At 71.6% G+C, this 13,404-nt stretch carries 10 protein-coding genes; 2 read left to right on the top strand and 8 right to left on the bottom strand.

The features are described 5' to 3' along the window. Positions 1-9: 9 nt before the first annotated feature. Positions 10-1,815, top strand: coding sequence for a sugar phosphate isomerase/epimerase and 4-hydroxyphenylpyruvate domain-containing protein (locus G3I77_RS06810; protein ID WP_248501686.1), 1,806 nt, complete (start codon positions 10-12; stop codon positions 1,813-1,815). On the opposite strand, the gene G3I77_RS06815 is transcribed toward G3I77_RS06810, so the two are convergent. The 8 genes from G3I77_RS06815 to tkt are packed head-to-tail and all read right to left on the bottom strand — an operon-like array spanning position 1,802 to position 12,303. Next, positions 1,802-3,268: a membrane-associated oxidoreductase gene (locus G3I77_RS06815; RefSeq protein ID WP_248501687.1), complete on the bottom strand. Its 1,467-nt coding sequence runs from the start codon at positions 3,266-3,268 to the stop codon at positions 1,802-1,804. The genes G3I77_RS06810 and G3I77_RS06815 overlap by 14 nt on opposite strands. Positions 3,269-3,327: 59 nt before the next feature. Beyond that, on the bottom strand, positions 3,328-3,915 hold the full coding sequence (locus tag G3I77_RS06820) for a histidine phosphatase family protein (protein WP_248501688.1): 588 nt from the start codon (positions 3,913-3,915) through the stop codon (positions 3,328-3,330). 2 nt (positions 3,916-3,917) lie between these two features. Further along, a complete protein-coding gene (gene gnd, locus G3I77_RS06825; RefSeq protein ID WP_248501689.1) occupies positions 3,918-4,802 on the bottom strand; it encodes a phosphogluconate dehydrogenase (NAD(+)-dependent, decarboxylating) in 885 nt (294 codons plus the stop codon). Between the two features lies 1 nt (position 4,803). Then, on the bottom strand, positions 4,804-6,468 hold the full coding sequence (pgi, locus tag G3I77_RS06830) for a glucose-6-phosphate isomerase (RefSeq protein WP_248501690.1): 1,665 nt from the start codon (positions 6,466-6,468) through the stop codon (positions 4,804-4,806). Next, positions 6,461-7,396 carry a glucose-6-phosphate dehydrogenase assembly protein OpcA gene (opcA, locus tag G3I77_RS06835; protein ID WP_248501691.1) on the bottom strand — a complete coding sequence of 312 codons (936 nt, stop codon included), beginning with the start codon at positions 7,394-7,396 and terminating at the stop codon, positions 6,461-6,463. Before opcA ends, pgi begins: the two co-directional genes overlap by 8 nt. Then, entirely contained in the window at positions 7,393-9,066 is a 1,674-nt protein-coding gene (gene zwf / locus G3I77_RS06840; protein ID WP_248501692.1) for a glucose-6-phosphate dehydrogenase, read from the bottom strand. Before zwf ends, opcA begins: the two co-directional genes overlap by 4 nt. Then, positions 9,066-10,208, bottom strand: a complete 1,143-nt coding sequence (gene tal, locus G3I77_RS06845) for a transaldolase (RefSeq protein ID WP_248501693.1) — start codon at positions 10,206-10,208, stop codon at positions 9,066-9,068. The genes zwf and tal overlap by 1 nt, the downstream gene beginning before the upstream one ends. A 19-nt stretch (positions 10,209-10,227) precedes the next feature. Further along, the gene (gene tkt / locus G3I77_RS06850) at positions 10,228-12,303 is read right to left on the bottom strand and encodes a transketolase (protein ID WP_248501694.1); all 2,076 of its coding nucleotides are present in this window, start codon (positions 12,301-12,303) and stop codon (positions 10,228-10,230) included. Between the two features lie 166 nt (positions 12,304-12,469). Between tkt and G3I77_RS06855 the strand changes: the two genes are divergently transcribed. Next, a complete protein-coding gene (locus tag G3I77_RS06855) occupies positions 12,470-13,357 on the top strand; it encodes an AraC family transcriptional regulator (RefSeq protein WP_248501695.1) in 888 nt (295 codons plus the stop codon). The last annotated feature ends 47 nt before the right edge of the window (positions 13,358-13,404 follow it).

Genomic DNA, 13,404 nt, shown 5'->3' on the forward strand with positions numbered 1-13,404 from the left:
GGTACCGCCGTGCGCACGTCCATCGCCACCGTCTCCCTCAGCGGCTCCCTCACCGAGAAGCTCGACGCCGCCGCCCGGGCCGGCTTCGACGGGGTGGAGATCTTCGAGAACGACCTGCTGGCCAGCCCCCTCGCTCCCGAGAACATCCGCGCCCGCTGCGCCGACCTCGGGCTCCGCATCGACCTCTACCAGCCGATGCGGGACATCGAGGCCGTCCCCGAGGCGGAGTTCGCCCGGAACCTGCGGCGGGCCCGGCACAAGTTCGAGCTGATGCGCCGGCTCGGCGCCGACACGGTCCTCGTCTGCTCCAGCGTCTCCCCGCAGGCGGTGGACGACGACGCCCTCGCCGCCGAGCAGCTCAGCCGACTCGCCGACCTGGCAGGGGAGTCCGGCATCCGGGTGGCCTACGAGGCGCTCGCGTGGGGGCGGCACGTCAGTACGTACGACCACGCCTGGCGCATCGTCGAGACGGCCGGCCATCCCGCGCTCGGCACCTGCCTGGACAGCTTCCACATCCTCTCGCGCGGATCGGACCCCAAGGACCTCGAAGGCATCGCGGCCATCCCCGGCGAGAAGATCTTCTTCCTCCAGCTCGCCGACGCCCCGCTGCTCGCCATGGACGTCCTGCAGTGGAGCCGTCACTACCGCTGCTTCCCGGGGCAGGGCGGCTTCGATGTCGCGGGGCTGGTGCGCCACGTGCTGGCCACCGGCTACGACGGCCCGCTCTCCCTGGAGGTCTTCAACGACGTGTTCCGGCAGGCCGATGCCGGCCCGACCGCCGTCGACGCCCGGCGCTCGCTGCTGGTCCTCCAGGAGACGGTGGGCAGGGCACCCCTGCCCGACCCCGTCGTCCCCACCGGCGTCGCCTTCGCCGAGCTGGTCACGCCCGACGCCGAACCCCTCGCAGCCCTGCTCGGGGCCCTGGGCTTCACCCGTACCGCACGGCACCGCGGCAAGCCCGTCGGCCTGTGGGAGCAGGGCGACGCCCGGATCCTGGTCAACACCGGGCCGGCCGTCCGCCGCGACGGCGCCCAGCTCGCCGCGATCGGGCTGGAGTCACCGGATCCGGCCGGAGCGGCCCGGCGCGCCGAGGCACTGCTCGCGCCCGTCCTGCCGCGCCGTCGAGCACCGCAGGACGCGGTGCTCGACGCCGTCGCCGCACCCGACGGCACGGAGCTGTTCTTCTGCGCCACGGGCCGCCCGGAACTGCCCGACTGGCGGGCCGACTTCGAGGACACGGGGCTGCCCTCGGCGGAAGCGGGCATCCGGGGCATCGACCACCTCGCCCTCACTCAGCCCTGGCACCACTTCGACGAGGCGGCCCTCTTCCACCGCGGCGTCCTCGGCCTGCACGCACAGGAGAGCGTCGACGTCGCCGACCCCTACGGCCTGATGCGCAGCCGCGCCGTCACCACCCCCGACGGGAGCGTCCGGGTCGCCCTCACCGTCGGCGCCGCGCCCACGGACGACACGGTCCACGCCCAGCACATCGCCCTGGCCACGGACGACGTGGTCGCCTCGGCCCGCCGCTTCCGGGACGCGGGCGGCAGTCTGCTGCCGGTCCCGGCGAACTACTACGACGACCTCGCCGCCCGCTTCGAGTTCACCGACGGCGAGCTGGAGACCTACCGCGACCTCGGCATCCTCTACGACCGTGACGCGCACGGCGTCTTCCGCCACTGCTACACCCGCACCGTCGGCCGGGTCTTCTTCGAACTGGTCCAGCGCGACGGCGGCTACCGGGGCTACGGCGCCGCCAACGCCCCGGTGCGGCTGGCCGCGCAGCACACGGTGCGTTCGCTCACTGGCGGCTGACGGTCCGGGTGATGCCGGTGACCACGGTGGTGGCGAGGATCCAGCCCGTGAGCACGAGGGCGTAGGAGAGCCACTGATAGCCGCCGGTGGGGGCGAACGCGGACTCCTGCCCGAAGGAGATGACCGGCAGCAGCAGGTCGAGGGTGTAGAACACTGGGTTGAACTGCGGCACCTCGTCCGCCTTCAGCGGCGCGGGGTGGTGCAGCGCGTAGGCGAGGGAGCCGACCACGAGCAGCGACACCAGCCAGCCCGCGGCCCGCAGGGGGCGGAAGCCGTAACCGACGGTGGCGTCCTGCACATGGCCCCACAGCCGGCCGTACCAGGGCAGGGTGCCGCGGCGGCGGCGCTGCTTGGCGAGCTGGACGAAGCGGGCCGCGGGGTCGTCGCCGATCCTGCGGTAGGCGGCGGTCAACTGCTCGTAGGCGTGCGGGACATAGCCCTCGCCGTCCCGCTCCAGCATCGCCAGGCGCCGCTCGGCGGGCTCGTGCGGGGTGAGGGAGGTGTAGACGAGACTGTTGAGCAGGACCTCTCCGGGGACCACCTCCGGCTCCAGGAACAGCACGTCCACCTGGGCGCGGCGCAGATTGAGGGTGCCCTCCATGGGAGGCCCCTTGCGCAGCCAGAGTTCCCCGATGGTGCAGCTGCTGGCCCGCAGCGCCGCGTCACCCGGGTTCGCCAGCCGTGCGTGCGACAGGTCGAGACGGCCCGCGATCCGGGCGCCGCGCAAGCCGATCCAGCCCAGCACGTCCGCTTCGCGCAGCAGGGCGTCGCCCTCCACCGTGAGCGTCTCCGCGTCGAGGGCGACCTCACCGGCACCGGCCTCGAGCCGCGCTTTGTTGAGGTCGATCGAGCCCGCGACCGACGCGCCCGTCAGCCGCACTTCGCCGCGCGTCCGCATGCCCGGCGCCGACAGGCCGTCCCCGACGGTCACATGGTTGAGCTGGAGCGCCGGCTCGCCGGACGGCGGCTCGTCGATGGCGGCCCCGTCCATGAACAGCGCGCCGGAGAGCTGCGCCCCGCCCAGCCGTACGGGCCCGGCGAACACACAGTCCGACAGGCGCAGGACGCCGTCCACGCGCACGGTGGCGGCGTCCAGGCCGGGCAGGACCGAGCCGCGCAGGTTCAGCTGGCGCAGCCGCGCCGCGTACAGCACGGGCACGTTCTCGAAGGAGCAGGCACTGAGGCGCACGGCGTGGTCGATCTCGCCGTACTGGAGGTTCAGCACCCCGGTGATCCGCGCGCCCGCCAGCCTGAGGGCGGCGGTCTCCCCGTCCTCCTGCGGCGCGCTCAGCAGCAGGGCCCGCACCACGGCCGCCCGCACGGTCCGTTCGGGTCCCCAGTCCGCCCCCCGCGCCGGGTCCTCGTCGGCCGGGCCCCGGAAGTCCACGTCCTGCCCGCGCGGAAAGGCACGCCACACCCGCTCCTCGGCGGGCGTCAAGTCGTCGATCTGCATCAGCGGGGACTCTGACGTGCCCGGCCGGAGGCTGTCAACTCACCTCCGGCCGGGGCCGGTTACGCCCTGCTGTTCCACTCCGCGAGCACGGGCCGGCCGTGCTCGGTCGACAGCCGGCTGACCGTCCCGGTCTCCAGCCGGAACAACTGCCCCCGCGCCGGGGGCAGACCCAGCCGGCGGGCTGTCAGGACGCGGAGGAAGTGGCCGTGGGCCACCAGCATCACATCGCCCTCGGGCAGCGCCTGTGCCGCCCGCGCCAGCACCCGGTCGGCCCGCTCGCCGACCTCCTCGGGGGACTCGCGGGGCCGGCCGTCGGAGCCAGGCGGCCCGCCGTCGGTCCACAGGTCCCAGTCGGGCCGGGTGCGGTGTACCTCCTCGGTGGTGACGCCCTCGTAGGCGCCGTAGTACCACTCGTGCAGGTCCGCGTCCCGCACGGCCCCCGTCAGACCCGCGAGTTCGGCGGTGCGCACCGCGCGGCCGAGCGGGCTGGTGAGGACCAGTGCGAACGAGCGGCCCGCGAGGAGCGGGGCGAGCGCCTCGGCCTGCTCCTCACCGTGCCGGGTGAGGGGCAGGTCGGTGAAGCTGGTGTGCTGGCCGCTCCGGCTCCACTCCGTCTCGCCGTGGCGGACCAGCAGCAGATCACCCACGCCTACGCCTTCTTCGCGGACTCGACGGCGTGGCCGCCGAACTGGTTGCGCAGCGCCGCGATCATCTTCATCTGCGGCGAGTCGTCCTGCCGGGAGGCGAACCGGGAGTAGAGCGAGGCGGTGATCGCCGGCAGCGGGACGGAGTTGTCGATCGCGGCCTCCACGGTCCAGCGTCCCTCACCGGAGTCCTGGGCATAGCCCCGGAGCTCCTCCAGATGCTCGTCCTCGTCCAGCGCGTCCACCGCCAGGTCCAGCAGCCAGGAGCGGATGACGGTGCCGTCCTGCCAGGAGCGGAACACCTCGCGGACGTTGTCCACCGAGTCCACGGCCTCCAGCAGCTCCCAGCCCTCGGCGTAGGCCTGCATCATCGCGTACTCGATGCCGTTGTGGACCATCTTCGCGAAGTGCCCGGCGCCCACCTTGCCCGCGTGGACGAAGCCGTAGGGGCCCTCCGGCTTGAGCGCCTCGAAGATCGGCCGCAGCCGGTCGACGTACTCCTTCTCGCCGCCGACCATCAGGGCGTAGCCGTTCTTCAGGCCCCACACGCCGCCCGAGACACCCGCGTCGACGAAGCCGATGCCGCGCTTGCTCAGCTCCTCGGCGTGCTTCTCGTCGTCCGTCCAGCGGGAGTTGCCGCCGTCGACCACCGTGTCGTACGGCTTGAGGAGGTCCGCCAGACGGTCGATGACGTGCTGGGTGGGGTCGCCGGCCGGGACCATGACCCAGACCGTGCGCGGCGCCTCCAACCGGTTGACGAGGTCGGCCAGGGTGGCGACGTCGGACTTCTCGGGATTGGTGTCGTAGCCGATGACGGTGTGGCCGGCGTTGCGCAGGCGCTCGCGCATGTTGCCGCCCATCTTGCCGAGACCCACAAGACCGATCTGCATGTCAGTTCACTTCCCGAAGATTGCGGTAGGCGGCCACCAGCGCGGCCGTGGACGGGTCGAGACCGGGGACGTCAGCGCCCGCGGTCAGGGCGGGCTCGACACGTTTGGCGAGCACCTTGCCGAGCTCGACGCCCCACTGGTCGAAGGAGTCGATGTTCCAGACGGCGCCCTGCACGAACACCTTGTGCTCGTAGAGGGCGACCAGCTGGCCGAGGACCGACGGGGTCAGCTCGGTGGCCAGGATCGTCGTGGTCGGGTGGTTGCCGCGGAAGGTGCGGTGCGGCACCTGCTCCTCGGGCACGCCCTCCGCGCGCACCTCCTCGGCGGTCTTGCCGAAGGCGAGCGCCTGGCCCTGCGCGAACAGGTTGGCCATCAGCAGGTCGTGCTGCGCCTTCAGTTCGTCGCTCAGCTCGGCGACGGGCCTCGCGAAGCCGATCAGGTCGGCCGGGATGAGCTTGGTGCCCTGGTGGATCAACTGGTAGTAGGCGTGCTGTCCGTTGGTGCCGGGCGTGCCCCACACCACCGGCCCGGTCTGCCAGTCCACCGGGTTCCCGTCGCGGTCCACCGACTTGCCGTTGGACTCCATGTCGAGCTGCTGGAGGTAAGCGGTGAACTTCGACAGGTAGTGGCTGTAGGGCAGGACGGCGTGCGACTGGGCGTCGTGGAAGTTGCCGTACCAGATGCCCAGCAGGCCCATGAGCAGCGGGGCGTTGGCCTCCGCGGGGGCGCTGCGGAAGTGCTCGTCGACGATGCGGAAGCCGTCGAGCATCTCCCGGAAGCGGTCCGGCCCGATCGCGATCATCAGGGACAGGCCGATCGCCGAGTCGTACGAGTAGCGGCCGCCGACCCAGTCCCAGAACTCGAACATGTTGTCGACGTCGATGCCGAAGCCGGAGACCTTCTCCGCGTTGGTCGACAGCGCCACGAAGTGCTGGGCGACCGCCTTCTCGTCGCCCCCCAGGCCCTCCAGCAGCCAGGAGCGCGCCGAGGTCGCGTTGGTGATCGTCTCGATCGTGGTGAAGGTCTTGGACGCGACGATGAACAGCGTCTCCGCCGGGTCCAGATCGCGCACCGCCTCGTGCAGGTCCGAGCCGTCCACGTTCGACACGAAGCGGAACGTCAGCTCCCGCGCGGTGAACGGCCGCAGCGCCTCGTACGCCATCGCCGGGCCCAGGTCCGAGCCGCCGATGCCGATGTTGACGACGTTGCGGATGCGCTTGCCGGTGTGACCGGTCCACTCACCCGAGCGCACCCGCTCCGCGAAGGCGGCCATCTTGTCGAGCACGGCGTGCACGCCCGGGACGACGTTCTCGCCGTCGACCTCGATCACGGCGTCCCGCGGGGCGCGCAGCGCGGTGTGCAGCACGGCCCGGTTCTCGGTGACGTTGATCTTCTCGCCGCGGAACATGGCGTCCCGCAGCCCGAACACGCCGGTGGCGGCGGCCAGCTCCTGGAGCAGGGCCAGCGTCTCGTCGGTGACCAGGTGCTTGGAGTAGTCGATCCGCAGGTCGCCGACGTGCACGACGTAGCGCTCGGCGCGCCCCGGGTCCGCCGCGAACAGCTCGCGCAGGTCCGGCTGCGGCAGGGCGTCCTCGCGGTGGTCCTCCAGGGCGGTCCACTCGGGCCGCCGGGTGAGCCGGGGGGTTGCGGAGGGGGAGTCAGACATGAGCAGGGGTCTCCTCGGTTGCCTCGCCGTTCAGGGCGATGGCGTACATCTCGTCCGCGTCGAGGCGCCGGAGCTCCTCGGCGATGAGTTCGGAGGTGGCACGGACCTTCAGCGCGAGGGTGCGCGACGGCTGGCCCGGCAGGGTCAGCGTGGCCAGGGGCCCCTCGGGGCGGTCGATGACGATCTCGCCGTCCTCCGTGCCAAGGCGTACGGCGGTCACGACCGGCCCGGCGGTGACCACGCGGTCGACGCGGACGTGCAGCCGCGCCTCCAGCCAGCGGGCCAGCAGCTCGGCGGCCGGGTTCTCGGCCTCGGCCTCCACCGCCGCCGAGATGATCCGCACCCGGGCCTGGTCCAGCGCCGCCGCCAGCATCGAACGCCAGGGCGTCAGCCGGGTCCAGGCGAGGTCGGTGTCGCCGGGCGCGTAGGCGCGGACCCGGCTCTCCAGTACCTCCAGGGGGTTCGCGACCGCGTACAGGTCGGTGATCCGCCGCTGGGCCAGCGCCCCGAGCGGGTCCTTCGAGGGCACCTCGGGGGCGTCCATCGGCCACCACACCACCACCGGCGCGTCCGGCAGCAGCAGCGGCAGCACCACCGAGTCGGCGTGGTCGGACACCTCGCCGTAGGTCCGCAGGATCACCGTCTCCCCGGTGCCCGCGTCGGCGCCCACCCGGACCTCGGCGTCCAGGCGGGAGGACTGGCGGTCGCGCGGGGTGCGGGCGTGCCGCTTGATGACCACCAGGGTGCGCGAGGGGTGCTCGTGCGAGGCCTCCTCGGCCGCCTTGATCGCGTCGTAGGCGTTCTCCTCGTCCGTGACGATCACCATCGTCAGGACCATGCCCACCGCGGGCGTGCCGATGGCGCGGCGCCCCTGCACCAGCGCCTTGTTGATCTTGCTTGCCGTGGTGTCGGTCAGGTCGATCTTCATGGCCTGCGCCAGCTCCGTCCGTCTCGTGCGAGCATCTCGTCGGCTTCCTCGGGTCCCCAGCCGCCCGAGGCGTACTGCGCGGGCCGGCCGTGCGTGGCCCAGTACTGCTCGATCGGGTCGAGGATCTTCCAGGACTCTTCCACTTCCTGGTGACGGGGGAACAGGTTGGCGTCGCCCAGGAGGACGTCAAGGATCAGCCGTTCGTACGCCTCGGGGCTCGATTCGGTGAACGACTCGCCGTAGGCGAAGTCCATCGTCACGTCCCGGATCTCCATCGACGTGCCCGGCACCTTCGAGCCGAAGCGGACCGTCATGCCCTCGTCGGGCTGGACGCGGATGACGATCGCGTTGGAGCCCAGCTCCTCGGTCGCGGTGGAGTCGAAGGGGGAGTGCGGGGCCCGCTGGAACACCACCGCGATCTCCGTCACCCGGCGGCCCAGCCGCTTGCCGGTGCGCAGATAGAACGGGACGCCGGCCCAGCGGCGGTTCTCCACCTGGAGCCGCACCGCGGCGTACGTGTCGGTCGTGGAGGCCTGGTCGATGCCGTCCTCCTCCAGGTAGCCGCGCACCTTGGTGCCGCCCTGCCAGGCCGCCGCGTACTGCCCGCGCACGGTGCCCTGCCCCAGGTCCTGCGGCAGCCGCACGGCCTTGAGGACCTTCAGCTTCTCGGTGAGCAGCGAGGAGGCGTCGAAGGCGGCCGGTTCCTCCATCGCGGTGAGCGCCATGAGCTGGAGCAGGTGGTTCTGGATGACGTCACGGGCGGCGCCGATGCCGTCGTAGTAGCCGGCCCGGCCGCCGATGCCGATGTCCTCGGCCATGGTGATCTGCACGTGGTCGACGTACGACCGGTTCCAGATCGGCTCGAACATCTGGTTGGCGAAGCGCAGCGCCAGGAGGTTCTGGACGGTCTCCTTGCCCAGGTAGTGGTCGATGCGGAAGACCTGCTCCGGGTCGAACACGTCGTGCACGATCGCGTTGAGCTCCTCGGCCGACCGCAGGTCGTGCCCGAACGGCTTCTCGATGACCGCGCGGCGCCAGGAGCCCTCGGGAGCACTGGCCAGCTTGTGCTTCTTCAGCTGCTGGACGACCTTCGGGAAGAACTTCGGCGGCACCGAGAGGTAGAAGGCGTAGTTGCCGCTGGTGCCCCGGGAGGCGTCCAGCTCCTCGACGGCGGAGCGCAGCTGCTTGAACGCCGTGTCGTCGTCGAAGTCTCCGGGGATGAACCGCATGCCCTCGGCGAGCTGCTGCCACACCTCCTCGCGGAACGGGGTCCGCGCGTGCTCGCGGACCGCGTCGTGCACCACCTGCGCGAAGTCCTGGTCCTCCCAGTCCCGGCGGGCGAAGCCCACCAGGGAGAAGCCCGGCGGCAGCAGACCCCGGTTGGCCAGGTCGTACACGGCCGGCATCAGCTTCTTGCGGGACAGGTCGCCGGTCACGCCGAAGATGACGAGCCCGGACGGGCCCGCGATCCTGGGCAGCCGGCGGTCGCGCGCATCACGCAGGGGATTGACGAAGTCGGCCTCGGTGTACTCCGGGCGCGGGCCGGCCCCGGCCGTGCCGCTCACCCCGGTCTGCTCGACCCCGGCCGCCTCCTGAGCCGCCAGGGCCTCCTTCTCCTCCTTGGTTCCCTTGGTCTCCTGTTCGGCCGTCTGGGGGATGCCCTCGCTCATTACGCGTCAACTCCCTTGCTGTTCAAGGACTTGGTGACCGCGTCCAGCAGGTCCTGCCAGGCCACCTCGAACTTGGCAACGCCCTCGTCCTCCAGTTGCCGCACCACCTCGTCGTATGCAATGCCGAGCCGTTCGACGGCCGCCAGGTCCGCGCGGGCCCCGTCGTAACCGCCGGTGACGGTGTCGCCCTGGACGTCGCCGTGGTCGGCGACGGCGTTCAGCGTGGCCTCCGGCATGGTGTTGACCGTCCCGGGGGCGACCAGCTCGTCCACGTACAGGGTGTCCTTGTACGCGGGGTCCTTCACACCGGTGGAGGCCCAAAGGGGGCGCTGCCGGTTCGCGCGGGCGTCCTCCAGGGCCTGCCAGCGCGGGCCCGCGAAGACCTGTTCGTACGCCTCGTAGGCGAGCCGCGCGTTGGCCAGGGCCGCCCGGCCCTTCAGGGCGAGGGCCTCATCCGTGCCCAGCAGCGTCAGCCGCTTGTCGATCTCGGAGTCCACACGGGAGACGAAGAAGGACGCGACCGAGTGAAGGCCCGACAGGTCGAAGCCGGCCGCCCGCGCCCGCTCCAGGCCGGCGAGGTAGGCGTCCATGACCTCGCGGTAGCGCTCCAGCGAGAAGATCAGTGTCACGTTCACACTGATACCCGCGCCGATCACCTCGGTGATGGCCGGCAGGCCCGCCTTCGTCGCCGGAATCTTGATCATCACGTTGGGGCGGTCCACCAGCCAGGCCAGCTGCCGGGCCTCGGCGACGGTCGCCCTCGTGTCGTGGGCCAGCCGGGGGTCGACCTCGATGGAGACCCGGCCGTCCCGGCCGCCGGTGGCCTCGTACACCGGCCGCAGGACGTCGGCGGCGGCCCGGACGTCGGCGGTCGTCATCATCCGGACGGCCTCGTCGACGGTCACACCGCGTACCGCCAGGTCGGCGAGCTGCTCCTCGTAGCCCGCGCCGGAGCCGATGGCGGCCTGGAAGATGGACGGGTTGGTGGTGACGCCGACGACGTTCCTCGTGGCGACGAGCCCGGCCAGGTCGCCGGACTCGATCCGCCGGCGCGACAGGTCGTCGAGCCAGATCGACACGCCCTCGTCGGACAGGCGCTCGAGTGCTCCCGCGCTCGCGGTCGCTTCGGTCACAGTGATCATCTTCTTTCGGGCGGTCGGATCAGCCACGGGCGGCGGTCAGGGATTCCCGCGCGGCGGCGACGACGTTCTCGGGGGTGAAGCCGTACTCGGCGAACAGGGTCTTGGCGTCGGCGGAGGCACCGAAGTGCTCCAGCGAGACGATGCGTCCGGCGTCCCCCACGAACCGGTACCAGGTCAGGCCGATCCCGGCCTCGACGGCGACCCGGGCCGTCACGGACGGCGGAAGCACGCTGTCGCGGTAGGACCGCGGCTGCTCCTCGAACCACTCCACGGACGGCATCGACACGACCCGGGTGGGCACGCCGACGGCCTGGAGGAGCTCGCGCGCCCCGGCGGCGACGTGCACCTCGGAACCGGTGGCGATCAGGATCACCTGGGGCTCGCCGCCCTCCGCCTCGAACCTCACGTAACCGCCGCGCGCCGCGTCCGGGTCCGGGTCGTACGTGGGCACGCCCTGGCGGGTGAGCGCGAGACCGTGCGGGGCCGGGGCGGTGCTGTGCCGCTTCAGGATCTCGGCCCAGACGACCGCGGTCTCGTTGGCGTCGGCCGGGCGAACGACGTTCAGGCCCGGGACGGCCCGCAGCGACGCCAGGTGCTCGACGGGCTGGTGGGTCGGGCCGTCCTCGCCGAGGCCGATGGAGTCGTGCGTCCACACGTACGTCACCGGCAGCTGCATCAGGGCCGACAGCCGCACGGCGTTGCGCATGTAGTCGGAGAACACCAGGAAGGTGCCGCCGTAGATCCGGGTGTTGCCGTGCAGCGCGATGCCGTTCATCTCCGCGGCCATGGAGAACTCGCGGATGCCGAAGTGGACGGTGCGGCCGTACGGGTCGGCCTCCGGCAGCGGGTTGCCCTCCGGGAGGAACGAGCTGGTCTTGTCGATGGTGGTGTTGTTGGAGCCGGCCAGGTCGGCGGAGCCGCCCCACAGCTCGGGGACGACCGGGCCGAGCGCCTGCAGGACCTTGCCGGAAGCCGCACGCGTGGCGACCGCCTTGCCCGGCTCGAACACCGGCAGGGCGCCCTCCCAGCCCTCGGGCAGCTCGCCCTTGCTGACACGGTCGAACGTGGCGGTGCGCTCAGGGCTCTCGCCGCGCCAGGCGGCGATCCGCTTGTCCCAGGCGGTGTGCGCCTCGGCGCCCCGGTCCAGGGCCAGGCGGGTGTGGGCCAGCACCTCGTCGGCGACCTCGAAGGACTGCTCCGGGTCGAAGCCGAGGAGGCGCTTGGTGGCCGCGACCTCGTCCTCGCCGAGCGCCGAGCCGTGGGAGGCCTCGGTGTTCCGTGCGTTCGGGGCGGGCCAGGCGATGACGGTGCGCATCGCGATGATCGAGGGGCGCTCGGTCTCGGCCTGAGCCGCCCTCAGCGCCGCGTACAGCGCGTGCACGTCGATGTCGCCGTCCTCTGCGGGCGTGATCCGCTGCACGTGCCAGCCGTAGGCCTCGTAGCGCTTCAGCACGTCCTCGGAGAACGCGGTCGCGGTGTCGCCCTCGATGGAGATGTGGTTGTCGTCGTAGAGGAAGACCAGGTTGCCGAGCTTCTGGTGGCCGGCGAGCGAGGAGGCCTCGGCGGAGACGCCCTCCTGGAGGTCGCCGTCGGAGACGATCGCCCAGATCGTGTGGTCGAAGGGGGAGTCGCCCTCGGGGGCGTCCGGGTCGAACAGGCCGCGCTCGTACCGGGCGGCCATCGCCATGCCGACGGCGTTCGCGACGCCCTGGCCGAGCGGGCCCGTGGTGGTCTCCACACCCGCGGTGTGCCCGTACTCGGGGTGGCCGGGCGTCTTGGAGCCGTGCGTGCGGAACGCCTTCAGGTCGTCCAGCTCCAGCTCGTAGCCCGCGAGGTAGAGCTGCGTGTAGAGGGTCAGCGAGGTGTGGCCGGGGGACAGGACGAAGCGGTCACGGCCGGTCCACTCGGGATCGGCGGGATCGTGCCGCATCACCTTCTGAAAGAGCGTGTAGGCCGCCGGTGCCAGGCTCATCGCGGTACCGGGGTGGCCGTTGCCGACCCGCTGGACGGCATCCGCCGCCAGGAGACGGGCGGTGTCGACGGCACGCCGGTCGAGTTCGGTCCATGCGAAGCGGTCCGCTGTCTGCGTGCTCATCTTCAAGAAATCCTTGATGGAAGCGAAGTTGCTGGTCTGATGTGTTCAAAACTAAAAGTCTGACTTTTACGACGGAAGGTCGCCGTGTGCCAGCCTGTGGTGAAAGTGGGACACCCACCGGCAGCAGGGCGCACGAGCGGGGCGGTACGAGGCGGACATGGCAGGCATGGCGGACAGAAGCATCCAAGGCGGCGACGGGATCGATACGTTCCCCTTCCCGGTCGAGCTCAGCGTCGGCGGCGTCGGCATGCAGGTCGGCCCGATGGGGACCGGCCGCACCTGGCATGCCGACGCACCACTGGAGCGCGTGCACCGCATCGACTTCCACGTCGTGATGCTGTTCGGCGCGGGCCCGGTCCGGCACATGGTCGACTTCACCGAGTACGAGGCCATGGCCGGGGACCTGCTGTGGATCCGCCCGGGGCAGGTCCACCGCTTCTCGCGCACCAGCGAGTACCGCGGAACCGTGCTGACCATGCAGCCCGGCTTTCTGCCCCGCGCGACCGTGGAGGCCACCAGCCTGTACCGCTACGACCTGCCGCCCCTGCTGCGCCCCGACGCGCCCCAACTCGCCGGTCTTCAAGCCGCGCTCGCACAACTGCGGCGCGAGTACGAGGACACGGCCACGCTCCCGCTGAGCCTGCACACCGCCGTCCTGCGCCATGCGCTGACGGCGTTCCTGCTGCGGCTCGCCCACCTCGCGGCGAGTTCCGCCCAGGCCCTGCGACAGCGGTCCGACTCCACCTTCACCCTCTTCCGGGACGCCGTGGAACGGGACTTCGCCACCAACCACAGTGTCAGCGCCTACGCCGACGCGCTCGGCTACTCCCGCCGCACCCTGGTCCGCGCGGTGCGCGCCGCCACCGGTGAGACCCCCAAGGCCTTCATCGACAAGCGCGTGGTCCTCGAGGCCAAACGGCTCCTCGCCCACACCGAACTGCCCATCGGCCGGGTCGGCGTGGCGGTCGGCTTCCCCGACGCCGCGAACTTCTCCAAGTTCTTCCACCAGCACACCGACCAGACCCCGGCGGCCTTCCGGGCGGAACTGCGCTGAGGGCAGCGAAAAGGGGCTCCACGCGCGCGTGGAGCCCCCGGCCGAGG

The sequence above is a fragment of the Streptomyces sp. D2-8 genome (assembly GCF_023184515.1).
Lineage (GTDB): Bacteria > Actinomycetota > Actinomycetes > Streptomycetales > Streptomycetaceae > Streptomyces.